The organism is Streptomyces sp. So13.3, assembly GCF_005860785.2.
Taxonomy (GTDB): domain Bacteria; phylum Actinomycetota; class Actinomycetes; order Streptomycetales; family Streptomycetaceae; genus Actinacidiphila; species Actinacidiphila fildesensis.
This window is the reverse complement of the sequence record NZ_CP048835.1, coordinates 6,921,981-6,946,534: the sequence shown is the minus strand read 5'-3', so window position 1 is coordinate 6,946,534 and position 24,554 is coordinate 6,921,981. Positions and strand designations below refer to the sequence as shown.

Sequence of the window (24,554 nt, the reverse complement as noted above, 5' to 3'; positions counted from 1 at the left end):
GGGTGAACTGCCGTTAGACGACCAGGGGGACACCACCCATGCCATCCATAAGCCGGCCACTGGCCGCCGCCGCGGTCGCGGCCCTGCTCGCGGTCTCGGCCACCGCCTGCGGGCCGTCCGACGACAAGGCGGATCCCAAGCCGAGCGCCCCGGTCACGAGCGCGGACGGCCCGAAGCTCCCCTCCGCCCTGCCCACCAGCCTCGGGGACCTCGAGAAGTGGAAGAAGGCGTACAAGGACGGAGCCTGGAAGAACTGGGACAAGGACCAGTGGCTGCGCAAGGCCTCCGACTTCATCAACCCGGTCATCGACGGTCTGTGGGACAACGACCGGATGAAGGGCGCGGAGCAGAACGACAAGAAGGTGCCCGACGACGTCGCGGCGGACAAGGGCAAGACGGACGCGGTGCCCGCGGTCAACAAGGCCAAGGCCGTTGACGCGCCGTACCACGAGAACGGCCCCGGCGACGGGAAGATCTTCTTCGACGGCCCCAAGGGCTCGATGGTCTGCTCCGGCACCGTGGTGCAGGACCCGGCGCACCCGGGCAAGTCCAACCTGGTGTGGACCGCGGGCCACTGTGTGCACGCGGGTGGCGCGGGCGGCTGGTACCGCAACGTCATCTTCGTCCCGTCGTACAACGACGCGGGCAGGACCGAGGCGCAGCTGAAGGGCGCCAAGCGCGACGAGCTCGCCCCGCTCGGCGTGTTCTGGGCCGACGGCGCGGCCACCTCCGACCAGTGGATCGCGAACGGCGCGGAGACCGGGGGCAAGGGCTCCCCGTACGACTTCGCGGTGCTGCACGTGACTCCGGACAAGGCGAGCGGCACCAAGTCGCTGGAGGAGAAGGTCGGTTCCGCCCTTCCGGTGTGGTTCAACGCTCCGTCCGTGACGAAGATGGGCAACATCGGCGCCTGGGGCTACCCGGCCGCGCCGCCCTTCGACGGCCAGCGGCTGTTCAACTGCACGGGCAAGGCCGGCCGGCTGTCGCTCTTCGCCGATCAGCCGACCGAGTACCGGCTCGGCTGCACGATGACCGGCGGTTCGTCCGGCGGCGGCTGGTACGCCAAGAACCCGGCGAACAATCAGGTGTCGCTGGTCAGCAACACCTCGATCGGCCCGGTCACGGCTACCTGGCTGGCGGGCCCGCACCTGGGCGCCGAGGCGAAGGCCGTGTACGACAAGGTGAGCAAGCAGTTCAAGTAACACCGGCGTCCAGCCGGTAGCAGGTCACACGGAAGGGCCCGCCCCCATCGGGGACGGGCCCTTCCGTCGGTGCTCCGGCGGACGGGTCAGTGCTTGGCGACGAGCGCGAAGGACGCGAACTCGGCGGCCAGGTCCTCGTGCACCCGTGCCTTGAGCAGCGTGCCCTCGCCGGTGTGCTCCTCGGAGAGCACCTCGCCGTCGGCGTGCGCCCGGGCGATGAGCGCGCCCTGGCTGTACGGCACGAGGACGTCGACCTCGACCTCGGGCCGCGGCAGCTCCTCGTCGAGCAGCGCGAGCAGCTCGTCGATGCCCTGGCCGGTGCGGGCGGACACCGCGATGGCGTGCTTCTCGTTCCGCAGCATGCGCTGCAGGACGAGCGGGTCGGCCAGGTCCGCCTTGTTGATGACGACGATCTCGCGCACCTTGAGCGCCTCGACCTCGCGGAAGACGTCCCGCACGGCGGCGAGCTGCTCCTCCGGGACCGGGTGCGAGCCGTCCACCACGTGCAGGATGAGGTCGGCTTCCGCGACCTCCTCCATGGTGGAGCGGAACGCCTCGACCAGGTGGTGCGGCAGGTGCCGGACGAACCCGACGGTGTCGGTCAGCGTGTACAGCCGGCCGCCGGGGGTCTCCGCCCGGCGCACGGTCGGGTCGAGGGTGGCGAACAGGGTGTTCTCCACCAGCACGCCCGCGCCGGTGAGCCGGTTGAGCAGCGAGGACTTGCCCGCGTTGGTGTAGCCGGCGATCGCGACGGAGGGCACCTTGTTGCGCTTGCGTTCCTGCCGCTTGAGGTCACGGCCGGTCTTCATCTCCGCGATCTCCCGGCGCATCTTCGCCATCTTCTCGCGGATACGGCGCCGGTCGGTCTCGATCTTGGTCTCACCGGGACCGCGGGTGGCCATACCCCCACCACCGCCGGCCCCGCCGCCGCTGGAGCCGCCACCGCCCATCTGGCGGGAGAGCGAGGCACCCCAGCCGCGCAGGCGCGGCAGCATGTACTGCATCTGTGCGAGCGAGACCTGGGCCTTGCCCTCACGGGACTTGGCGTGCTGGGCGAAGATGTCGAGGATCAGGGCGGTGCGGTCGACCACCTTGACCTTGACGACGTCTTCGAGCTGGATGAGCTGTCCGGGGCTGAGTTCACCGTCGCAGACGACCGTGTCGGCGCCTGTCTCCTGCACGATGTCCCGCAGCTCGCGCGCCTTGCCCGAGCCGATGTACGTGGCCGGGTCCGGCTTGTCACGGCGCTGGATCACGCCGTCGAGCACCAGGGCGCCCGCGGTCTCCGCGAGGGCGGCGAGCTCCGCGAGGGAGTTCTCCGCGTCGTGCACGGTTCCGGAGGTCCAGACACCGACGAGTACGACGCGCTCCAGACGGAGCTGCCGGTACTCGACCTCGGTGACGTCCTCCAGCTCGGTGGACAGACCCACGACGCGGCGCAGCGAGGCACGGTCGGAGCGTTCGAGCTGAGCACCGTCCCGCTCTTCGTCGATCTCGTGGCTCCAGGCGACGTCCTCTTCCATCAGGGCGTCTGCGCGAAGGCTCTCGGGGAGGCGCTGGCGGTCGTTTGAAGAGGAGGAAGAGGAGGTCATTGGATCCTTTGGTCGAGCGGCTGGGATGGGGACGGGCGTGTTGTCCGTCATAACGATGGTCGCACGCCCGCCGCCGGGGGTCACGCGGGTTTCGCCGCCGTCGCCGCACGGGCCCTGGCCGCGCCGGCGACCCAGTCGCCGTGACCGGGCATCGGCGGGGTGACGGTCCCGTACAGCCAGGCGTGCAGGAAGCCGCTGAGGTCCCGCTCAGCGACCTCGGAGGCGAGAGCGGTGAAGTCGGCCGTCGAGGCGTTCCCGTCCTGGTGACGGGCCACCCAGGCGCGCTCAAGGCGCTGGAAGGCGGGGGCGCCGATCTCCTGGCGCAGGGCGTACAGGGCGAGCGCCCCGCCGTCGTAGACGTTGTTCCGGAAGATGCCGAGCTTGCCCGGTTCGGGCACCTTCGGTTCGGCGGGCGGGCCGTCCGCCGCCCGTACCCGGTTGTCGCCCTCGTAGGCGGCGCGGACCTGCTGGTCGAGGCCGACGCCGTACTTCTGCGCGTTGTACAGCCACTGGTACCAGGTGGCGTGGCCCTCGTTGAGCCAGAGGTCCGACCAGGCCGCGGGGGTGACGCTGTCGCCGAACCACTGGTGGGCGAGCTCGTGCACCATCAGCGGGGCTGCCAGCGCCTCGGGGGCGAGCAGGACGCGGCGCTCGAAGAGCGAGAGGGTCTGGGTCTCCAGCTCGAAGCCGGTGGTGGTGTCGGCGCTGAGGATCCCGTACGTCTCGAACGGGTAGGGGCCGACCTGCTCCTCCATCCAGGAGATCTGCCCGGGGGTCATCGCGAGCCGGGCCTCCAGCCGGTCGCGGTCGGCGGCTCCGACGACGTCGCGCAGCACCAGCCCGTGCGGACCGGCGCGGTGCAGTACGGCGGAGCGGCCGATGGAGACCTGCGCGAGCTCGGTGGCCATCGGGCTCGCGGGACGGTACGTCCAGGTGAGAGCGGACGCGGGCGCGGCCTCGGGGACGGCGTCCGGGACGCCGTTGGTGATGACGGTGAGGTCCTTGGGGGCCGTGACGTGGAAGGTGAAGGCGGCCTTGTCCGAGGGATGGTCGTTGCACGGGAAGACGCTGTGGGCGGCATCGGCCTGGTTGGCCATCGCCAGTCCGTCGGCGGTCCGCACCCAGCCGGTGTTCGCGGCGCGCGGATCGCTGGTGTGCGTGACGGCGATCAGCAGCTCGCCGCCGTCCGGTACCGGCTCCTCGGGGGTGACGACGAGTTCCTCGCGCTCCCGGGTGTAGACCGCCGGATGCCCGTTGACCTGCACCGATGAGACCGTGCCGGCGGCGAAGTCCAGATGGAACCCGGTCAGTGGCGCCGTCGCGCGGGCCTTGATGCGGGTGACGGCGTCCAGCGGCCGGTCCTGGCCGTGATAGTCGAAGGAGAGGTCGTACGCGGCCACGTCGTAGCCGGGATTGCCGAGGTCGGGATAGAGCCGGTCGCCGAGACCCGACGTCGATACGGCGGGATCGCCGGGCAGGTCCGCCGCGGTCAGGGTCAGTACGGCGGCGAACGCCGCCAGCACGGCGCCGCTGCGCGGCGTGATGGGGATCATGCGCTACCGCTATCAGGGGGCGGCGGCCGGGGACGCGCGACGCGCAGCAGCACACCCGATCGGCCCTGGTCCGCCCGGCCGGTTGTCCGAACCCGACCGGACCCGACCGGCATGGAGCGGATCGGACCGGATCAGAGCGCGTCGCGCCCGTTACCGACGCGCGGCGGCCATCGCCCGCTGGGCCCGGTAGACGTCGTAGACGCCCGGCACCGATCGCATGGCGCGCATCAGGCTCGGCAGGGCTTCCGCGTCGGGCAGCTCGACGGTGTACGTGTGCCGCACCCGGTGTTCCTGCGGGGGTTCCACGGAGGCGGAGACGATGCCCACGCCCTGGCCCGCGATGGCCTCGGTGAGATCCGCGAGCAGCCGCGGCCGGCCGAGCGCCTCGGCCAGCAGGGTGGCGCGGAATCCGGCCCCGGCGGGGCGGCCGCCCCGCCACCGGACGGGAACCGGCTCCCGTCCCGCGCCGATCATCCGAACCGCGGTCGGGCACTCCTCGCGGTGCACGGCGACCGTGCCGCCGCGGATGACGAACCCGGTGACCTCGTCGGGCGGTACCGGCGTACAACAGCGCGCCAGCCGGACGGCCGCGCCCGCCAGGTCGGTGACGGCGACCGGTTCGTCCTCGGCCGCGGTGTCCGCGCTGTACGCGGGGCGTTCCGCGCGGGCGGCGGGCTCCTCGTCGGCGGGCGGCACCGGATGGAGTTCCAGCCAGCGGGTGACGGCGATCCGGGCCGCCGGTGTACGGACGTGCTCCAGCCAGTCGGCGGACGGGCCGGAGGCGCCGGTCTCGTCCAGCAGGATCTGCACGATGTCGCCGTCCCGCAGCTTGCTGCGCAGCGGTGCGAGACGGCCGTTGACGCGGGCGCCGACGCAGGCATGGCCGGCCTCGCCGTGCAGCGCGTAGGCGGCGTCCACACAACTGGCCCCTGCGGGTAGCCGGATGGTGCCGGTGGTGTCCCCGCCGTGCGCGGAGAAGACGGTGACCTCGCGGTCCTGGGCGAGGTCGGCGCGCAGCGCGGTCCAGAAGGTGTCGGGGTCGGGGGCGTCGCGCTGCCACTCCAGCAGGCGCGACAGCCAGCCCGGCTGGGTGGGGTCGACGCGTTCGCCATCGGCGGCCTGCGGGGGCTCGTCGACGGTGTGCGGATTGCCCAGCGCGATGACACCGGCCTCGGCGACCCGGTGCATCTGCCGTGTGCGGACCAGGACTTCGGCGATCCGGCCCTCTTCGTCGGCGACGGCGGTGTGCAGCGACTGGTACAGGTTGAACTTGGGCGCCGCGATGAAGTCCTTGAACTCCGCGATCACTGGGATGAAGCAGGTGTGCAGCTCACCGAGGACGGCGTAGCAGTCGGCGTCCTCCGCGACGAGCACCAGGATCCGGCCGAACTCGCAGCCGCCGAGCTCGTCCGCGCCGCGCTTGAGCAGCACCCGGTGGACGGAGACGGTGTGCCGCGGCCGGATGGCGACCTCGGCGGCGATCCCGGCCTCGCGCAGCACGGCCCGCACGGCGTCGGCGACGGCCGCCAGCGGGTCCGGGCGGACGGAGTTGGCGCGGATCATCGCGCGGGTCCTGGCGTACTCCTCGGGGTGGAGGATGGCGAAGACCAGGTCCTCCAGTTCGCTCTTGAGGGCCTGAACACCCAGCCGTTCGGCGAGCGGGATGAGCACGTCCCGGGTGACCTTCGCGATCCGCGCCTGCTTGTCGGGGCGCATCACCCCGAGGGTGCGCATGTTGTGCAGCCGGTCGGCAAGTTTGATCGACATGACGCGTACGTCGCTTCCGGTGGCGACCAGCATCTTGCGGAAGGTCTCGGGCTCGGCCGCGGCACCGTAGTCGACCCGTTCGAGCTTGGTGACGCCATCGACGAGATAGCAGACCTCCTCGCCGAACTCCTCCCGCACCTGATCGAGTGTCACTTCCGTGTCCTCGACGGTGTCGTGCAGCAGAGAGGCCGTCAGGGTCGTTGTCTCGGCGCCGAGTTCGGCGAGGATCAGCGTCACGGCGAGCGGATGCGTGATGTACGGCTCGCCGCTCTTGCGCATCTGGCCGCGGTGCGAGGACTCGGCGAGCAGATATGCGCGGCGCAGCGTCTCGATGCCGGCCGCGCCGACCCCCGGGTGGCGCAGCCGGTGGACTTTGGCAAGGTGCTCGATGGCGTCCGGCACGCGCTGGCCCCTGCCGCCGGCGGGCAGGCCCCACTCCCGGCCGCCGGGGCCGAGCAGTGCCGCCCGGCCGAGTCTGCGCAGGTCGATGCGGCGAAGTCCGCGCCTGCGGCCCTCATCGTCGGGGGCGGGGGCGGCATCCACTGCGTTGTCCGCGCTCATCGGGCACCTCCGGCAGCGTCAACCGGCGGCGGGCGCTCTCCACGGAGAATGGGGGCCGCGCCGGTGCTTGATGCTACCGAGCCCACCACGTGCGGCAGCCGCGCTCTCGTCCAGAGTGATCGCCATCACCCGTTCGAGGGAACAAGTGCGGGAAGTCAGTACGGGAGGCCAGTTCGGAAAGGGGGCTCAGGAGTCCGATTCCCGGCAGGGTTTCGGGCGGTGGCGGTCCGTCAGGCTGACGGTGCGTCCAGCCACTCCCGGTCGATGGTCCCCTCGGCGACGATGACGGCGGGGCCGGTCATCTCGATCTCGCCGTCGGCGCGCTCGGTGATCACCAGACGGCCGCCGGGGACGTCCACGGTGTAGGTGACGGGGCGTCCGGTGATGGCCGGGTCCGCGCCGTCGCGGCGGGCGGCGGCGACCATGACGGCGCAGGCGCCGGTGCCGCAGGAGCGGGTCTCGCCGGAGCCCCGCTCGTGGACGCGCATCGCCACATGCCGCTCACCGCGGTCGACGACGAATTCCACGTTCACGCCGGTCGGGTACGCGGCGGCGGGCGTGACGGTGGGCGCGGTGTACAGGTTTCCCGCGTCGTCCAGGCTGCCGACGAAGGCGACGGCGTGCGGATTGCCCATGTTGACGTTGCTCGCCAGCCAGCTGCGGCCGTCCACGGTGACGGTCACCTCGCCCGCGGGCAGGGCGGCCGCGCCCATGCCGACGGTGATCCCGCCCAGGGTGCCGTCCGCGTCCGTCTTGGCGATGTGCACCCGGCGGACGCCCGCGCGGGTGGCCACGGCCAGGTCACCGGGCCCGGTCAGCCCGGCGCGCTGCAGATACCGGGCGAAGACCCGGACGCCGTTGCCGCACATCTCGGCGATGCTGCCGTCGCTGTTGCGGTAGTCCATGAACCACTCGGCCTCGCCGGCCATGCCGGCGGCCTCCGGATGGGCCTCCGAGCGCACGACCCGCAGCAGCCCGTCGCCACCGATGCCCGCCCGGCGGTCGCACAGCCGCGCGACGGCCGCCGCGGACAGCTCGATGCGGCCGTCCGCGTCGGGGACGATGACGAAATCGTTCTCGGTGCCGTGGCCCTTGAGGAAGGACAGGCCCTGGTGCGTGGTGGGCTGCGTGGTGGTCACAAGGACAAGCGTAAGGCCACCGGCCCGGCACGCTCCGGTGCGGGGCGCTCGGCGGGCGGCTCAGCGCAGGCGGGCCACGCGCCAGATGGCGAGGACCGCCAGCAGGCCGCTGATCAGGGTGTAGGCGACGATGAAGCGCCAGTCCGCACGGCGGCCGGAGCCACGGGCGGGCAGTCCGGGCCAGGTGTAGCCGACCCGGCGGGCGGCCATGATGCCCCAGCCCGCGGAGCAGCAGCTGAGCAGCAGGCCGAGCATGGCCACGACCGCGCCGCCGTCACCGAACTCGAAGGCGAGCGGGAAGGCGAACATCAGGGAGCCACCGACACCGAGGGCGACGATCGGGGCGAGCTGCCAGATCCGCAGCCGCCGCTGCGGCCGCAGCTCCACCGGAACGAGTTCCGGCTCGATCATCGCCTCCGGGTCGATCAGCGACCCGGGTTCGAGCAGTTCGTCCGTCCCGAGCTGTGCCTCGGTCTCGGCATGACGGTCGGGTGAGGAGTCTCGGGGACCGGCTTCCATCGCCACGCGCCCTCCCCCTTCTCCGACGCCGTAACTCGTTGCTCGATGATGGCACGGCCGCGTGGCCGTCTCCTCACGCTGAGGCGTCCCGATGCCATCACGTGATCAGGCTGTAACCGCAGCTTCGACCAACGTCAGCGCCTGATCGGTGAGTTCCGGGCCCCGGGCGGAGAGCCAGTGAACCCGCTGATCGCGGCGGAACCACGAGTCCTGGCGCCGGGCGAAGCGCTTGGTGGCCCTGACGGTCTCGGCGCGCGCCTCGTCGTCGGTGCACTCCCCCACGAGCGAGGCGAGTACCTGCTGGTAGCCCAGCGCCCGTGAGGCGGTGCGGCCGTCCCGCAGCCCCACCGCGGCCAGCTCCCTTACCTCGTCCACCAGTCCGGCGTCCCACATCCGGTCGACGCGCAGCGCGATGCGCTCGTCGAGCTCGGGCCGCGGCACGTCGACGCCGATCTGGACGGTGCCGTAGATGGAGTCGGGGCCCGGCAGATTGGCCGTGAACGGCCGGCCGGTGATCTCCACCACCTCCAGCGCCCGGACGATCCGCCGGCCGTTGCTGGGCAGGATCGCCCGGCCCGCCTCGGGGTCGACCGCGGCCAGCCGGGCGTGCAGCGCCGCGGAGCCCTGCTCGGCGAGCTCCGCCTCCAGCCTGGCCCGGACGGCGGCGTCGGTGCCGGGGAACTCCAGCGCGTCGATGGCGCCGCGCACGTACAGCCCGGAGCCGCCGACCAGTACGGGGGTCCGCCCGGCCGCGTGCAGCCGGTCGATCTCGGCGCGGGCGAGCCGCTGGTACTCGGCGACGCTCGCGGCCTCGGTGACGTCCCAGATGTCCAGCAGGTGGTGCGGCACGCCGTGGCGCTCGTCGGTGGTGAGCTTGGCGGTGCCGATGTCCATGCCCCGGTAGAGCTGCATGGAGTCGGCGTTGACGACCTCACCGTTCAGGGCCTGGGCCAGGGCTACGCCCAGATCGGACTTGCCGGCCGCGGTGGGGCCGACGACGGCGATGACAAGATCTTTACTCGGAAGTACGGGGGGTCGCTCCCCGGGAGTGTGCAGCACGTGTCCAGTCTCCCAAACCTCCGGCCCCCCTCACGATCGAGGGACGTGACGCAGCGCTGCCGGACTCGTTGCCTCTGGAGAGATTCCGCAGGCCGGATTCCGGGTTCTCCGGACCGGCCGGACCCGAGCGGTGCAACGAGGCGCCCCGGGCAACGCGGATTTTCGACCTCACGAGTATGGTCTGGAGTAGAAATGGGAGTTTTCGGATGGTTTCGGCGTCAGTCGGCCGACCCGTCAACCGAAGCGGCGGAAGCCGTCACTCTGACGGCGGAGCCGGAGGGCGTCGAGGCGGTCGCTGAGCCCGCCGAGGCGGCGGAGCCGGCCGGGGACGCGGAGCCCGCGGGCGCGGCGGAGCCCGTCGGCATCCCGAAGCAGCAGTCCACAGCGGACGCCGCCGACAGCGAGGCCGGTGAGGGCGCCCGCGCGTAGCCGCCCCGAGGGAAGGTGCCGGATGGGCCTGATGGACACGATCAAGGACAGACTCGGACTCGCCAGGAACAAGGCGGGCGACCTCGCGCAGCAGCACGGGGGAAAGATCGAGTCGGGGCTCGAGAAGGCCGCCCGGACGGTGGATTCCAGGACCCACGGCAAGTACACGGACAAGATCGACACGGGTGTGCACAAGGCGAAGGGCGCCTTGGACCACCTGAAGAGCGGCAAGGAGGGAAGCGGGCCGGACACTCCGGCCTGACGCCCCCAGCCACCGCTGGGAGGTACCCCCGGACCCCAGCGCGGGAAGGCCGCGGGTGCTTCGGCCCCGCGGTCTTCCGCCGTCCCGGTCCGCACCAGTCGGCGGCTACGGCCGAGCGGCGGCTACGTCCACGTGGCGACGAAGTAGCCGACACCGTACGGGGCGTCCTCGTAGAGCAGTTGTCCGGCCAGGCCCGCGCCCTGCGCGGCGCCCGCGAGGACCTGCCAGGGGGCGCGTCCCGCGGCCTGGAGCGTCTCCGCCAGTTCCGCGTCCAGTGCGGCCAGCGCCTCGGTGTCGGCGGCGGCCAGCGCGGCGGCGACCGAGGCGTCGAAGGGTGCCGCGCGCTCGTCCAGATACCCGGGAGCCTTGAGGGTGCGGCAGGCGCTGCCGTCGCCCATCACCAGCAGCGCGACCCGGTCCGCCGTTGACGCGATCATGGCACCGGTGGCGGCGCAGCGGTCCTGTTCGAGCGGCTCGCCCACGCCCAGGCCCTCCAGCGGAGCGGCGGCCCAGCCGCGCAGCAGCCAGGCGGCGACGGCCAGCGAGGGCGGCAGCGCGCGGTCGGCGCCGACGTCCTCGGACGGAGTCCCGGGTGCGGTGCCGAGGCGTACGTCCAGGTCCACGCCGAACTCCCGGAACGAGCCCCGGGCGCCCTCGTGGTGCCGCCCCCGGTCGGGCTGCCCGGCCGGGCCGATCACCACCAGCCGGTCCGGCCGGGACGCCGCGAGCACCCCGACCGCGTCGGCGCAGGCTGCGCGCAGCGCGTCCAGTTCGAACGCGGCACCGGCCGCGACCTCGGGTACGAGCAGCGGGGCGGACGGGCAGACTGCGGCGGCTACGAGCATGAACGCAGCCTAATGGGGCTGATCACCGTTCCCCAGGACCGTGCACACCGTTCCGACCCCTGTCGCCGACATCCCCGCCACCGACCTGTGGGCCTTCACCCTCGAGGACGACGGCCGGCCTCGGAAACTGACCAGCCACGGCGTGAGCTGGCGCGGCCGCACCGCCGGACCGTCGGCACCGGTCCGGCGGAACCGTGATCGGACGCTGTCGTCAGCCGAGCCCGCAGCCGCTCTCCACCACGGGCGACAGCGCCGGAGCGCCGATCGTCGGCAGCCCGAGCATCACTCCGGCCGGCGCCTTGGGCGCGGCGTTGCGCTGCTCCCACGCGTCGCCGGCCCGGGTGCGCCGCACGGAGAGCGCGGGGCGCTCGGCGAGCAGGTGGTGCGGGGCGGCGTAGGTGATCTCCACCGTGGCCATGTCACCGGGGCGCGGGTCGGTGCCCGCCGGCTTCTCGAAGTGCACCAGACGGCTGTCGGGGGCCCGGCCGGACAGCCGGTGCGTCGCCTTGTCCTTGCGGCCCTCGCCCTCGGCGACCAGGACCTCCAGCGTGCGGCCGATCTGCGTCTTGTTCTCCTGCCAGGAGATCTCCTCCTGGAGCGCCGACAGCCGCATGTAGCGCTCCTGGACGACCTCCTTGGGGATCTGCCCGTCCATGTCGGCGGCCGGGGTCCCGGGGCGCTTGGAGTACTGGAAGGTGAAGGCCTGCGCGAAGCGCGCCTCGCGCACCACGTGCATCGTCTGCTCGAAGTCCGCCTCGGTCTCGCCCGGGAAGCCCACGATGATGTCGGTGGAGATGGCGGCGTCCGGCATGGCCGCGCGCACCTTCTCGATGATGCCGAGGTAACGGTCCTGCCGGTACGAGCGGCGCATCGCCTTGAGGACGGTGTCGGAGCCGGACTGCAGCGGCATGTGCAGCTGGTGCATCACGTTCGGCGTCTCGGCCATGGCGGCGATCACGTCGTCGGTGAAGTCCCGCGGGTGCGGGGAGGTGAAGCGCACCCGCTCCAGCCCCTCGATCTGCCCGGTCGCCCGCAGCAGCTTGGAGAACGCCTCGCGGTCGCCCATGCCCGAGCCGTACGCGTTCACGTTCTGCCCGAGCAGGGTGATCTCGACGACGCCCTCGGCGACCAGCGCCTCCACCTCGGCGAGGATGTCGCCGGGCCGCCGGTCCTCCTCCTTGCCGCGCAGCGCGGGCACGATGCAGAAGGTGCAGGTGTTGTTGCAGCCCACCGAGACCGAGACCCACGCGGCGTAGGCGGACTCGCGGCGGGACGGCAGCGTGGAGGGGAACGCCTCCAGCGACTCGGCGATCTCGACCTGCGCCTCTTCGGCGATCCTGGCCCGCTCCAGCAGCACCGGCAGCCGGCCGATGTTGTGGGTGCCGAAGACCACGTCGACCCAGGGGGCCCGCTTCACGATGGTGTCGCGGTCCTTCTGCGCGAGACAGCCGCCGACCGCGATCTGCATACCCGGCCGGGCCGCCTTCTGCGGGGCGAGCTGGCCGAGGTTGCCGTAGAGCCGGTTGTCGGCGTTCTCCCGCACCGCGCAGGTGTTGAAGACGACGACGTCCGCCCCGTCCGCTCCCTTGGGCGCGCGGACATAGCCCGCGCCCTCCAGGAGGCCGGACAGCCGTTCCGAATCGTGCACGTTCATCTGGCACCCGTAGGTGCGGACCTCGTATGTCCTCAAACCAGCCACCTCACCGCTCACCCAACCAGGGTACGGGGGGCGCGGGGGTACGGAGAGCCGCGGGCGGCCCGGCCCCCCTCGGCCCCTCCCGCCCCGCTCGTGCGGCAGGCCCCCGGTACAGCCCCCGGCGGCGGCGCCCGCCTGGCAGGATCCGGACCATGAACGTCCCCCACATCGGCAGACGCCGCGCGCTGCAGTCGGTCCTCGCGGCCGCCGCCGCACTCGCGCTGCTCCTGTGGTGGCTGCTGCCGTCCCGCGGTCCGTCGTATCCGCACGAACCGGTCTCGTTCTCCACCGGCGTGGCCGCCGGGGTGTACGAGACCTACGGGAAGATGCTCAAGACCGATCTGCGGGACCAGCTGCCAGGGGTGGCGGTGAACCTCGTCCAGTCGCAGGGCTCGGTCGACAACGTGAAACGCGTCGCCTCGGGGCAGGCCGACTTCACGATCGCCGCCGCCGACGCGGTCGCGGACTACCAGGGCCCGGGCAAGGACCGGCTGCGCGCCTGCGCGCGGCTGTACGACGACTACATGCAGCTCATAGTCCCCAGGGACTCGCCGATCAGCTCCGCCCGCGATCTGCGCGGCAAGCGCGTCGGGGTGGGCCAGGCGGCCTCCGGTGTGCACCTCATAGCCCGCCGGCTGCTGGACGCCGCCGGGCTCGACATGGCCAAGGACCTCACCGCGGTGCCGGTCGGCATCGACACGGCACCCGGCCTGCTCAAGGCGGGCAAGCTCGACGCGTTCTTCTGGTCCGGCGGCCTGCCGACGAACACCGTGACGAATCTGGCGGCGTCCAGCAACGTCAAGCTCGTCCAGCTCGGCGACCTCGTGGACAAACTGCACGCCAAGGGCGACACGATGGGCTACTACCGGCAGGCGGTGATGCCCGCCGACGCCTATCCGACGATGCAGCACGGCACGGCCGTCACGACCATCGCCGTCGCCAACCTGCTCGTGACCACCGACCGGGCGGACACCGGACTCGTCGAACGGCTCACCCGCGCGGTCATCGACAGCCGCGACGAGATCGGCAACAAGGTCCACGCCGCCCAGCTGGTCGACCTGCGCACCGCCGTCTTCACCAACCCCCTTCCACTGCACGAAGGCGCCAGCCGCTACTACCGGTCGGTAAAGCCCTAGGGTGCCCCTCGCGCGACTGCCGGGGATAGGCCCTAATCTCTACGCATGCGAAACGGGGGTACACCAGACGGCGGGCCCCACACTCTTGTCGACGGCCGGTACGAGCTGCAGCGCCCGCTGGGCCGTGGCGGTATGGGCGTGGTGTGGGAGGCGTACGACAACCGGCTGGGGCGCCAGGTCGCCGTGAAGGAACTGCTGTTCCGGGGCGCGGTGGACCCCGACACCCAGGCCCAGTGGGTGGAGCGGGCACGCCGGGAGGCGCGGGCCATCGCCCGGATCGGGCATGAGCACGTGGTGGCGGTGCACGACGTGATCGAGGCCGACGGCCAGGTCTGGATCGTGATGGAGCAGGTCAATCCGCGGTCGCTCGCGGACCAGTTGCAGGAACGCGGCCGGCTGGCCGCGCTGCAGACGGCCAGGATCGGCCTGGAGGTGCTGCGCGGGCTGCGCGCGGTGCACGCGGCAGGCGTGCTGCACCGGGACGTGAAGCCGCACAACATCCTGTTCCGCCGGGACGGGCGCGCGGTGCTGATGGACTTCGGCATCGCGACCTTCGAGGGCGCGGCCCAGGTGACCCGGCTGCACGAACTCGTCGGCACCCCGCGGTACCTGGCACCCGAGCTGTGCACCCCGCACGGCCGGTCACCGCGCGAGGCGACGCCCGCCGCCGACCTGTGGTCGCTCGGGGTGACGCTGTACGAGACGGTCGAGGGACGCGCGCCCTTCCGCGGGCCGACCCCGTACGAGGTCCTGGAGGCGGTGCGTGAGGACGAGCCGCCGCCGATGGAGTACTGCGGCCCGCTGCGGCCGCTGATCGAGGGCCTGCTGGTGAAGGAGCCGCTGGAGCGGCTGACGGCGCAGCGGGCCGAGCAGTTGCTGCAGCATGTGGCGCAGGAGACCCCGCAGTATCCGACGGCGTTCTACCCGGAGGACGGCCACCCGCCGGTCACGGAGTCCCCGTGGACCGCGGGCGGCAGCGTCACGAGCACCGGTGCCGACACGGGCCCGCTGGAACCGCCGGACGTGACGGACCCGCCCGTTCCGACCGCTGCAGCCGGTTCGGCTGCTTCATCCGGTTCAGCTGCTTCATCCGGTTCAGCTGATCCTTCTCATCCTTCTGATCCGTCCGGTTCGGCGGACCCGGGGGCACCCGTCCCGCCCCGCCGCCTCGCCGCCCGCCTCCGCGGTCCCCGCGCGTGGGCGGCCGCCGCAGTGGCGCTGGTCGTGCTCGTGACCGCCGGCTGGTTCACCGTGGACCGGCTCACCGCGGCCGCCGGCCCGTCCCTCGACAGCTCCGCGACCCTGCGGGCGGCCCGGGAACGCGGCTTCCTGCTGGTCGGGGTGAAGGGCGACCAGCCGGGGCTCAGCGAGCGTTCGGCACAGTCCGCCGGCGGCTTCCGCGGGTTCGACATCGACATCGCGCGGGCGGTCGCGAAACATCTGGGCTTCGACACGGTGCGGTTCGAGGTGGTCAACACCCAGAGCCGCGAATACCGGCTCAGCACCGGGCAGGTCGACCTGATAGTGGCCAGCTACTCGATCACCCAGGGGCGCAAGGAGTCGGTGGACTTCGCCGGCCCGTACTACGTGGCAGGACAGGACTTCCTGGTACCGGCCCGGTCGACCGGCGTGAACGGCGTCGCCGACCTGGACGGTCACAAGGTCTGCACCGTGCAGGGCTCCACGCCGGAGGCGCGGCTGCGCACGGAGTATCCGCGGATAGTGCTGGAACCGCGCGCTTCGTACGGGTTGTGCGTCGCCGACCTGCTGGCCGGCACGGTGGACGCGGTCTCCACCGACGATGTCATCCTGGCCGGCTACCGGGCCCAGCACCCCACGGAACTGCGGCTGCTCGGCGCCCCGTTCGGCAGCGAGCAGTACGGCGTGGGCCTGCACCGGGGCGAGCCGGCGCTGCGCGCCGCGGTGTGCGGCGCCATAAGGGACGAGATCTCCTCGGGCCGCTGGAAGTCCTCGTACAACACCTATCTGAAGCCGCTGGCCCCGAAGGAGCTGGCGGACCAGCTGCCGCCCGACCAGACGGAGTGCGGCTGAGGGCCGGGATCGCCTCTCCGGGCCCTTGGAGGGGCCGCTACGTGCTTGCCCTGCGGCTCTGGGCTCTAGGGCTCCTACGGGCTCTCCGGGCTCTACGGCGCCGAGCGCGGCACCGTGAGGGTCACGGCGAGGCCGGTGGGCTCGTTCGCCGCGAAGGAGAGCCGGCCGCCGCTCTGGTTCAGCAGGACGCGGGCGATGGACAGACCGAGTCCGGAGCCGTCGATGTTCTGGTGGCGGGGGCTGCGCCAGAAGCGGTCGCCGATCCGGGCGAGCTCCTCCTCCGTCAGACCGGGTCCGCCGTCGGAGACGGTGACGGCGACCTCGTCGCCCTCCCCCGCGACCAGCACCTGGACCCGCCCGCCGCGCGGTGTGAACTTCAGCGCGTTGTCGATGACGGCGTCCAGCGCGCTGGACAGCGCGACCGGATCGGACCAGCCGGTGACCGCGGTCTTGCCCGCGTACTCCAGGGCGACGCCCTCCCGCGCCCCGACCGGCCGCCACGCGCCGAGGCGCTCGCCGACGAGTGCGGCGATGTCGGTGAGGGCGAGGTCCGCGTCCGCGTGCTCCGCCAGCGCCAGGCCGAGCAGATCGTCCAGGACCTGGGCGAGCCGTCTGCCCTCGTCCTGGACGGAGGCCACCTCCGCGTTGCCCTCGGGGAGTTCGAAGCCGAGCAGCTCGATCCGCAGCATGAGCGCGGCCAGCGGATTGCGCAGCTGGTGGGAGGCGTCGGCGACGAAGGCCCGCTGCTGTTCGAGCACCTGCTCGACGTTGTCGGCCATCTCGTTGAACGACCGGGACAGCCGCCGCAGTTCGGGCGGCCCGCCGGCCGCCGCGACCCGGGACTTCATCCGCCCGGTGGCGATGTCGTGTGTGACGCGGTCGAGGATCGCGACCGGTCGCAGCACCCAGCCGGTGAGCCGGAACGCGAACAGTACGGCGATGGCCATCGCGGCCAGCTCACCGGCGCCGAGCAGCAGCCAGCCGTGCAGGATGCGCGAACGCAGCGCCCCGGTGGGCGATTCGGTGAGGACGACGGCGACGACGTCCCCGTCGCGGATGATCGGTGAGGCGACGGCCAGCGTGCGGCGCTGCCACGGCCAGACCTGCTCCGGGTCATGGCTGCGGCGGCCGGCCAGTGCCGCGCTGTAGGCGCCGTACGCCTCCCCCGCTTCGGGGAGTCTCCAGTCCGCGGGCGCCACACCCATCGCGGTGCCGTCGCGGTAGAAGACACCGACGCGGATGCCGTACAGCTCCTCGTACCGGCTGAGTTCGGAGCGCAGCGCGTGCAGCCGCTCGTCGTCCCCGACGTCGCTCGCGGACTGCGGGGTGCGCGAGGTGACGAACTGGGCGAGCGACGCGAAGCGCGCGGTGTCGTCGATGCGGTCGACGACGACGCGCTGCTGCTGCGCGGCGGCCATGCTCGCGGCCAGCGGAAAGCCCAGGGCCAGCAGGACGCCCGCCATCAACGCGAGCAGCAGGGGGAGAAGACGCGAGCTCAACGGCGGGGTCCTGGATCTCAGGCGGCGGGAACGACGAGCCGGTAACCGACCCCGCGCACCGTTTCGATCATGGACGGCATCCGCAGCTTGGAACGCAGCGAGGCGACGTGCACCTCCAGGGTGCGCCCCGTCCCCTCCCAGCTGGTGCGCCAGACCTCGCTGATGATCTGCTCGCGGCGGAAGACCACCCCGGGCCGCTGGGCGAGCAGGGCCAGCAGGTCGAACTCCTTGCGGGTGAGCGCGATCGGCTCGCCGCTCACCATAACGCGGCGGGTGGGCAGTTCGATGTCGACGGGGCCGAGTTGCAGACTGCCGGCCGGCGGCCGCTCACCGGCAGCGGATCCGTCGGCGGGCGCGGGGGCGGCGGACTCCGTACCGGGCCGCAGCGGGGGCCGGCGGCCGACCGCGTGGATCCGGGCGAGCAGCTCACCGGTGTCGTACGGCTTGACGACGTAGTCGTCCGCGCCGAGGTTCAGGCCATGGATCCGGGACCGCACATCGGCGCGGGCGGTGACCATGATCACGGGGGTGGAGGTGCGCCGGCGGATCCGGCTGCACACCTCGAAACCGTCCTGGTCGGGCAGGCCGAGGTCGAGCAGCACACACCCGTAGGACGGGCCCTGGGCGGGCAGCAGCGCGCGCAGCGCCTCCTCGCCGCTGCGGGCATGGGTGACGTCGAAGCCGTGCTTCGCGAGCACGGCCGACAGTGCGGCGGCGACCCGGTCGTCGTCCTCCACCAACAGCAATCTCATCGGTTCACCCTCCTTTCCCACATCGGCAATCGTTCGGCCACAGGTCGGACACCCGCCGTCGGCCGGCGTCCGGTACCTACCCGGAATACAGACCGACCGGCGAGGGGCGCGTCAAGGGGGCATCGGTACCTGCCGCGGACTGTTATCCAGCCGGTACGCACGACAACACAGGGCACATCACTCGTGGCGGAGAGTATCCGAATCGTGATGCTCAAGTTCAGCTCAGATGTAATGACGCTCGTCATCATGCATCACTAAGGTCTGCCAGACCGACGAGGATGGAGCACAGGCCGATGACCGAAGTCTCAGTGACCAAGGACGCCGCGCCGGCGACCGATGACCTGGTCGTACTGGGAGGCGTGAACAAGCACTTCGGCGCGCTGCACGTGCTCCAGGACATCGACCTGACGATCACCCGCGGTGAGGTCGTGGTCGTCATCGGTCCTTCGGGGTCCGGCAAGTCCACGCTGTGCCGCACCATCAACCGGCTGGAGACGATCGATTCGGGCTCCATCACGGTGGACGGGAAGCCGCTTCCCCAGGAAGGGCGGGAACTGGCCCGGCTGCGTGCCGATGTGGGCATGGTCTTCCAGTCCTTCAATCTCTTCGCGCACAAGACCGTTCTGCAGAACGTGATGCTCGGGCAGGTCAAGGTCCGCAAGACCGACAAGAAGGCGGCCGAGGACCGGTCCCGGCAGCTGCTCGACCGGGTCGGCGTGGGGGTCCAGGCGGACAAGTACCCCGCGCAGCTCTCCGGCGGACAGCAGCAGCGGGTCGCGATCGCCCGCGCGCTGGCGATGGACCCCAAGGTCATGCTCTTCGACGAGCCCACCTCCGCACTCGACCCGGAGATGATCAACGAGGTGCTGGAAGTCATGCAGCAGCTCGCCCGGGACGGCATGACGATGATCGTCGTCACGCACGAGATGGGCTTCGCCCGCTCCGCCGCCAACCGGGTCGTCTTCATGGCCGACGGACGGATCGTCGAGGAAGCGACGCCGGAGCAGTTCTTCAGCAATCCGCGCAGCGACCGCGCCAAGGACTTCCTCTCGAAGATCCTTCACCACTGACGTTGCCTGACGGCCGGCGGGCGCCCCTGCGCGCGGCCGGCCCCGCACCACGGCCGACCGACGGCTGACGTACGACGGCTGACGTACGACGACGCACTGATGACCGATGACTGACGACCGACGACTGACGACTGACGACGCAAGGGATGTCCCCATGAATATCCGTAAATCCGCCGCCGCCGGACTCGTCGTCCTGGCGCTGACCGCCTCCGCGACCGCCTGTGGCGGCAAGGAGGGCACGCCGACCGCGCCCGGCGCCAAGCCCACCACCGGCGCCGACGCCCCGAAGCTGCCGACGTACACGCCGAAGACGGGCGTCACGCTCGACTCCGCCGTACTGAAGAAGGCTCAGCAGCGCGGCAAGCTGGTCATCGGCGTCAAGTCCGACCAGCCGTTCCTCGGTTTCCAGCCGCCCGGCTCCAACGACCGCAACGGCTTCGACATCGAGATCGCCAAGATGGTCGCCGCGGACCTCGGCTTCGGTCCCGACAAGATCGAGTGGAAGACCTTCGACTCCAGCCTGCGCGTGCCGGCGATCAAGAAGGGCGACGCGGACTACTACGTCGGCACCTTCACGATCAACGACGCCCGCAAGAAGGACATCTCCTTCGCCGGCCCGTACTACATCGCCGGCCAGGACCTGCTCGTGGCCAAGAGCAACACCGACATCACCGGCCCGGACAGCCTCAAGGGCAAGAAGGTCTGCAGCATCACCGGCTCCACGCCGCTGGAGCGCATCAAGGACCCGAAGTACGGAGCCGTCGTCAACGCCCTCGGCAAGTACTCGGACTGCGTGCAGCAGCTCCAGACCGGCCAGGTCGACGCGGTCACCACCGACGACGCGATCCTCAAGGGCTACGCGGCGCAGGCCCCCGGCAAGTTCCGGGTGGTCGGCAAGCAGTTCTCCCAGGAGCCGTACGGCGTCGGCCTCGCGCACGACGACAAGGCGCTGCGTGACGCGATCAGCGACGCGCTGAAGGCGCACCAGGACAACGGCGACTACAAGAAGGCCTACGACGCGACGCTGGGCCTGTCCGGCGCCCCGTACACCGCGCCGCCGGCCCTCGACCGCTACTGATCAGCCGACCCGCAGGCCGGCCGCCGCGGCACCGTCGTTCCCGCGACGGCCCGCCGGCCGGCCGGCGGGCCGCAACGCCCTCGTGAGGCCAACCTCGATGCTGCTTCCCTCCGGGGCGCGACCCGTCGTACCCCCCGCACGCCCTGGACCGACGATGCCTTCCTGGCCTTTCCGCCAGACCCCAGCGAACCGGCGAGGTGAGCCACGATGAACGTGCTGGTCGACAACTTCGCCCTGTTCCGCCAGGGGTTCTTCGGCACGCTGTCGCTCACCGGCGCCAGCGCGGTGCTCGCCCTGCTGCTCGGGGTGCTGATAGCCGCGTTCCGGGTCTCGCCGGTGCCTCCGCTGCGGGCCTTCGGCACGCTGTGGGTGACGCTGCTGCGCAACACCCCGCTGACCCTGCTGTTCCTCGTCGCCACCTTCATCGTGCCTGAGGTCCTCACGACCGGCCTCAGCTCGTACCAGCTGGCGGTGCTCGCGCTCGGCTTCTACACCTCGGCGTTCGTCTGCGAGGCGGTGCGCTCCGGCGTCAACACCGTCCCGCTCGGCCAGGCCGAGGCCGCGCGCAGCATCGGGATGACGTTCACCCAGATCCTGCGGCTGATCATCCTTCCGCAGGCGGCCCGTACGGTCATCGCGCCGGTCGGCAGCCTCATGATCGCGCTGACCAAGAACTCGGCGATCGCCGGCGCCTTCAGCGTCACCGAGCTGTTCTCCACCCAGAAGCTCCTGAGCGACCAGGGGCTCAACCTCACCGTGATCTTCATCTGGATCGCCCTCGCGTACCTGATCATCACGTTTGCGATCAGCGGCCTGTTCCGGTTGCTCGAGAACCGGCTGGCGGTGGCCCGATGACGGCGAGTGTTCTGTACGACGCCCCGGGCCCCAGGACCCGGCTGCGCAACCGGATCTACACGGTCGTCGGCAGCCTGGCGCTCGCCGGGCTGCTGGTCTTCTTCGCCATGCGGCTCAACTCCAAGGGCGAGTTCAAGTCCTACATGTGGGACCTGTTCCAGTACGCCGGGGTCCAGCAGCAGATCACGGACGGCGTGGTCGCCACCCTCAAGGCGTTCGCCCTCGCGGCGGTCTTCTCGCTGCTGCTGGCCACCGTGTTCGCCGCCGGACGGCTCTCGGACCACAAGCCGGTGCGGATCGCCGCCTCGGCGGCCGTGGAGTTCTTCCGCGCACTGCCGCTGATCATCATGATCTATCTGCTGTGGGCGACCGTCTTCGAGCCCTTCTGGGCCCTGGTCATCGGTCTGACGCTCTACAACGGCTCGGTCCAGGCGGAGATCTTCCGGGCCGGCATCAACTCCGTGCCCAAGGGCCAGAGCGAGGCCGCCTACGCGCTGGGCATGCGCAAGACCCAGGTCATGCTGACCATTCTGGTCCCGCAGGCCGTACGGGCCATGCTGCCCAGCATCATCAGCCAGCTCGTGGTGACCCTGAAGGACACCTCGCTCGGCTACCTGATCGCCTACACCGAACTGCTGTACGTCGGCCGGATCCTGGCGGGCAACACGCCGACCCTCGGGAACTACCCCTACTTCCAGGTGCTGCTCGTCATCGGCACGATCTACATCGCGATGTGCATGCTCCTGTCCGCCGTCGCCACCTGGGTCGAGAAGCGCGCCCGCCGCAGCCCGAAGGGCGCGCCGCCGGCCACGCCGGAGGCGGAGGCCCTGGTCGCCACGGCGGAGTGACGGCGGGGTGACGGCGATGCGGCGTCGGTGCGGATGTGCCGTCGTCCGCGCTGGAATTGACGGTGCGTCGGTGACGGATGGGTTCCTGATCGGTGCCTGACCGGTGCCTGACCGGTGCCTGATCGGTGCCTGGCCGGTGACGGAAGTGACGGTACGTCGGCTCGCGGAGTGACGGTGTGTCGGTTCGCACCGCGCCGACGTTCCGCCGTCACTTGACGCACGCACCCGCAGTGGATTGCATACGTATCGTGACTGCACATCTTCCGGGGACCGCCCTGTGGACCCGGTGATCGTCGCGGGGGCGGGCCCTGTGGGCCTCGCCCTCGCGCTCGCTCTGGCCAAACGCGGTGTCCCGACCATCGTCCTCGACGAAGCCGAGGGGCCGGCCGACGCCCGTGACGACCTGCGCCATCCACGCACCACCGTCCTGGGTGCGGATACCGCCGCCCTGCTGGAACGGCTCGGCTATCCGCAGGTGTACGCGGACGGCACCACCTGGACCGGATGGCGCACCCTGCGCCGGCGGCAGGAGGTGCTGCGCGTCGACTTCGGCCCCGCGTCGGACGACGAGCCCGCCCAGCCGTCCCCGGTGCACATCTCCCAGCACCGGCTGGAAAGGGGCCTGCGGCAGACCCTGCACGGCCACGGCCTCGTGCGGATCGTGACCGGCTCCCGCGTCGACGCGGTCGACGAGGACGCCACCGGCGTCACCGTGCACACCCGGGGCGCCGACCGCACCTGGTGGCGGGGCAGTTATCTGGTGGGCTGCGACGGGCCGCGTTCGACGGTCCGCAAGCTGCTCGCGGTGCGCTTCCCCGGGAAGACCGCCGTCGACCGGCACGCCGTCGCCGCGCTGCGCGTCGACCTCCCGGAACCCGGTGTGGCCCTGCTGCACCGTGATCCGCCCGGCGCCGGCACCGGCCAGGAGGTGACGGCCCGTCCGCTACCGGACGTCCTGTGGCGCTTCGACTGGCTGCTGCCCGCCCGGGGCGAACTGCTGACCCCCGACGAACTGGTGACCCGGATCCGCTCCATCCTGACCACGTGGTGCGGCAGCGTCGTACCGTACGAACTGGTCGGCTCCGCCGAGTACCCGGTGCACCAGCGGCTCGCCCGCCGCTGGCGGGTGGGCCGGACGTTCCTCGCCGGCGACGCCGCCCACCTGATGGGCGCCCTGGGCGCCCAGGGCGTGGAGGAGGGCCTGCGGGACGCCGAGAACCTCTCCTGGAAGCTCGCGCTCGCCTGGCACGAGGGCGCGTCCGACACCCTGCTCGACAGCTATCAGGCCGAGCGGCGCGAGGCGGTCGGGGCCCGGCTGCGCGCCACCGACCAGGCGCTGCCGCTGGTACGCGCCGGCGGGACCTGGAACACGGTCCGCCATTCGCTGCTCTCCGGATCCGCCCGCGGGCACGCCGAGCTGCTGACCGACAGCCACCTCGGCCGGGGATCCGCCGCGTCCCCGCCGGTCTACGGCCGGTCGCCGCTCGCCCTGCCCGCGCCGCGGCCGGGCGGGGGCGGCAGCGGCGGCGGCAAGACCGCCGGATCACCGCTGGTCGCCACCTGCGCCACTCCCCCGGGCGGGCTGGTCGTCGATGTGCCGGTGACGGCGCTGGACGGCACGGTCGGCCGGCTGCGGGACCGGCTGGGCCAGAACCTGCTGGTGATGCTGATCGCCCCGGGCACCGGTGTGTGGGACAGCCGGCACTGGCTGACGGCCGGTCTGATGCCACGGCTCGCGTCGGCGGTCGCCGCGCTGCCGATGCGCGCCGAGCTGCTGGTGACCGAGAGCTATCCCGGTGCGACGGCGCACAGCGTGCTGCTGATCCGCCCGGACGGCCATCTGGTGACGGCGATGGTCGGCTGCCGCCCGGCCGAGCTGTACTCCTACGCGGACCTGGCCCGCGGCGGCCCCCCGCACCGGACCGCACCGCAGGACGAACCGGTCAGCGGCCGGACGCCCTGATCCGCCGCCCCAGCGGCAGTCCGTTCCCGGGCGATGAGCGGCCGGGAACGGGCAGGAGTGGGCGTGAGCGGCAGGTGTTCCAGCGGGACGTCATTCCAGCGGGAGGTCATCCCAGCGGGAGGTACTCCAGGACATCCGGCTCGTCCTCGCCCTCCTGCTCCAGGGCCCTGCGGACCACCCGGAGGGCGAGGCCCTCCGGGTAACCCTTGCGGGCGAGCATTCCGGCGAGGCGGCGCAGCCGCTTGTCACGTTCCAGCCCGCGGGTGGTCCGCAACTTGCGGTCCACCAGCTCGCGGGCCCGCTCCTCCTCCTGGTCGGAGTCGAGCTGGCCCACCGCCTCGGTGACCAGCTCCGCGTCCACCCCGCGGGTCTGGAGCTCCCTCGCCAGCGCCCGGCGGGCGAGGCCCCGCCCGCGGTGCCGGGACTCCACCCAGGCGTTGGCGAACGCCTGGTCGTCGATCAGGCCGGCTTCCTGGAACCGCTCCAGCAGCTGCTCCGCCACGTCGTCCGGGATCTCCCGCTTGCGCATCGCGTCGGCGAGCTGTTTACGCGTGCGGGGATTCCCGGTGAGCAGGCGCAGGCACAACGCCCGCGCCTGCTCCTCCGGGCTGAGCGGCGGCTCTTTCGAGGCCCTCGACTCGGAAGAGCCGCCGCGATCGGGGTACCGACTCGCCACG

21 protein-coding genes are annotated in these 24,554 nt (G+C 71.8%); 10 read left to right on the top strand and 11 right to left on the bottom strand.

Annotated features, from left to right (window positions below):
* The first annotated feature begins 38 nt into the window (after positions 1–38).
* On the top strand, positions 39–1,202 hold the full coding sequence (locus tag C8250_RS31090) for a hypothetical protein (RefSeq protein ID WP_138357310.1): 1,164 nt from the start codon (positions 39–41) through the stop codon (positions 1,200–1,202).
* Between the two features lie 86 nt (positions 1,203–1,288).
* Here C8250_RS31090 and hflX read toward each other — a convergent pair whose 3' ends face one another.
* The 6 genes from hflX to miaA form a co-directional block, all read right to left on the bottom strand.
* Positions 1,289–2,794: a GTPase HflX gene (gene hflX, locus C8250_RS31085; protein ID WP_138357311.1), complete on the bottom strand. Its 1,506-nt coding sequence runs from the start codon at positions 2,792–2,794 to the stop codon at positions 1,289–1,291.
* 80 nt (positions 2,795–2,874) lie between these two features.
* Positions 2,875–4,347: a M1 family metallopeptidase gene (locus C8250_RS31080; RefSeq protein WP_138357312.1), complete on the bottom strand. Its 1,473-nt coding sequence runs from the start codon at positions 4,345–4,347 to the stop codon at positions 2,875–2,877.
* 150 nt (positions 4,348–4,497) lie between these two features.
* The gene (locus tag C8250_RS31075) at positions 4,498–6,675 is read right to left on the bottom strand and encodes an HD domain-containing protein (protein ID WP_138357313.1); all 2,178 of its coding nucleotides are present in this window, start codon (positions 6,673–6,675) and stop codon (positions 4,498–4,500) included.
* A 230-nt stretch (positions 6,676–6,905) separates the two neighbouring features.
* Positions 6,906–7,814: a diaminopimelate epimerase gene (dapF, locus tag C8250_RS31070; protein ID WP_138357314.1), complete on the bottom strand. Its 909-nt coding sequence runs from the start codon at positions 7,812–7,814 to the stop codon at positions 6,906–6,908.
* Positions 7,815–7,874: 60 nt separating this feature from the next.
* Complete coding sequence (locus C8250_RS31065; protein ID WP_138357321.1) at positions 7,875–8,333, bottom strand: hypothetical protein; 459 nt, start codon at positions 8,331–8,333, stop codon at positions 7,875–7,877.
* 105 nt (positions 8,334–8,438) lie between these two features.
* On the bottom strand, positions 8,439–9,389 hold the full coding sequence (miaA, locus tag C8250_RS31060) for a tRNA (adenosine(37)-N6)-dimethylallyltransferase MiaA (protein WP_138357322.1): 951 nt from the start codon (positions 9,387–9,389) through the stop codon (positions 8,439–8,441).
* A gap of 195 nt (positions 9,390–9,584) precedes the next feature.
* Here miaA and C8250_RS31055 point away from each other — a divergent pair, with 195 nt between their 5' ends.
* The gene (locus C8250_RS31055) at positions 9,585–9,821 is read left to right on the top strand and encodes a hypothetical protein (RefSeq protein ID WP_138357315.1); all 237 of its coding nucleotides are present in this window, start codon (positions 9,585–9,587) and stop codon (positions 9,819–9,821) included.
* A 22-nt stretch (positions 9,822–9,843) separates the two neighbouring features.
* Complete coding sequence (locus C8250_RS31050) at positions 9,844–10,083, top strand: antitoxin (protein WP_138357316.1); 240 nt, start codon at positions 9,844–9,846, stop codon at positions 10,081–10,083.
* Between the two features lie 122 nt (positions 10,084–10,205).
* On the opposite strand, the gene C8250_RS31045 is transcribed toward C8250_RS31050, so the two are convergent.
* Both C8250_RS31045 and miaB read right to left on the bottom strand, forming a co-directional pair.
* Positions 10,206–10,928 (bottom strand): class III extradiol dioxygenase subunit B-like domain-containing protein, encoded by a 723-nt coding sequence (locus C8250_RS31045; RefSeq protein ID WP_138357317.1) that lies wholly within the window; start codon positions 10,926–10,928, stop codon positions 10,206–10,208.
* Positions 10,929–11,139: 211 nt separating this feature from the next.
* The gene (gene miaB, locus C8250_RS31040) at positions 11,140–12,627 is read right to left on the bottom strand and encodes a tRNA (N6-isopentenyl adenosine(37)-C2)-methylthiotransferase MiaB (RefSeq protein WP_138357323.1); all 1,488 of its coding nucleotides are present in this window, start codon (positions 12,625–12,627) and stop codon (positions 11,140–11,142) included.
* A 149-nt stretch (positions 12,628–12,776) separates the two neighbouring features.
* On the opposite strand from miaB, the gene C8250_RS31035 reads away from it, so the two are divergent.
* Together C8250_RS31035 and C8250_RS31030 are read left to right on the top strand one after the other, a co-directional pair.
* Positions 12,777–13,760 carry a TAXI family TRAP transporter solute-binding subunit gene (locus C8250_RS31035; protein WP_138358549.1) on the top strand — a complete coding sequence of 328 codons (984 nt, stop codon included), beginning with the start codon at positions 12,777–12,779 and terminating at the stop codon, positions 13,758–13,760.
* Between the two features lie 45 nt (positions 13,761–13,805).
* Positions 13,806–15,812, top strand: coding sequence for a bifunctional serine/threonine-protein kinase/glutamate ABC transporter substrate-binding protein (locus C8250_RS31030; protein ID WP_187145042.1), 2,007 nt, complete (start codon positions 13,806–13,808; stop codon positions 15,810–15,812).
* A gap of 92 nt (positions 15,813–15,904) precedes the next feature.
* Here C8250_RS31030 and C8250_RS31025 read toward each other — a convergent pair whose 3' ends face one another.
* On the bottom strand, positions 15,905–17,311 hold the full coding sequence (locus C8250_RS31025) for a HAMP domain-containing sensor histidine kinase (protein WP_138358551.1): 1,407 nt from the start codon (positions 17,309–17,311) through the stop codon (positions 15,905–15,907).
* Positions 17,312–17,328: 17 nt separating this feature from the next.
* Positions 17,329–18,063: a response regulator transcription factor gene (locus C8250_RS31020; protein ID WP_138358553.1), complete on the bottom strand. Its 735-nt coding sequence runs from the start codon at positions 18,061–18,063 to the stop codon at positions 17,329–17,331.
* A gap of 293 nt (positions 18,064–18,356) precedes the next feature.
* Between C8250_RS31020 and C8250_RS31015 the strand changes: the two genes are divergently transcribed.
* The 5 genes from C8250_RS31015 (at position 18,357) to C8250_RS30995 (ending at position 23,877) form a co-directional block, all read left to right on the top strand.
* On the top strand, positions 18,357–19,133 hold the full coding sequence (locus C8250_RS31015; RefSeq protein WP_138358555.1) for an amino acid ABC transporter ATP-binding protein: 777 nt from the start codon (positions 18,357–18,359) through the stop codon (positions 19,131–19,133).
* Between the two features lie 154 nt (positions 19,134–19,287).
* Positions 19,288–20,211 carry a glutamate ABC transporter substrate-binding protein gene (locus C8250_RS31010; protein WP_138358557.1) on the top strand — a complete coding sequence of 308 codons (924 nt, stop codon included), beginning with the start codon at positions 19,288–19,290 and terminating at the stop codon, positions 20,209–20,211.
* 207 nt (positions 20,212–20,418) lie between these two features.
* Positions 20,419–21,066 (top strand): amino acid ABC transporter permease, encoded by a 648-nt coding sequence (locus C8250_RS31005; RefSeq protein ID WP_138358559.1) that lies wholly within the window; start codon positions 20,419–20,421, stop codon positions 21,064–21,066.
* Positions 21,063–21,914 (top strand): amino acid ABC transporter permease, encoded by an 852-nt coding sequence (locus C8250_RS31000; protein WP_138358561.1) that lies wholly within the window; start codon positions 21,063–21,065, stop codon positions 21,912–21,914. The genes C8250_RS31005 and C8250_RS31000 overlap by 4 nt, the downstream gene beginning before the upstream one ends.
* 277 nt (positions 21,915–22,191) lie before the next feature.
* Positions 22,192–23,877 (top strand): FAD-dependent monooxygenase, encoded by a 1,686-nt coding sequence (locus C8250_RS30995; RefSeq protein ID WP_138358563.1) that lies wholly within the window; start codon positions 22,192–22,194, stop codon positions 23,875–23,877.
* Positions 23,878–23,983: 106 nt separating this feature from the next.
* Here the strand turns inward: C8250_RS30995 and recX are convergent, their stop codons facing one another.
* Entirely contained in the window at positions 23,984–24,553 is a 570-nt protein-coding gene (recX, locus tag C8250_RS30990) for a recombination regulator RecX (RefSeq protein WP_138358565.1), read from the bottom strand.
* Position 24,554: the final 1 nt, after the last annotated feature.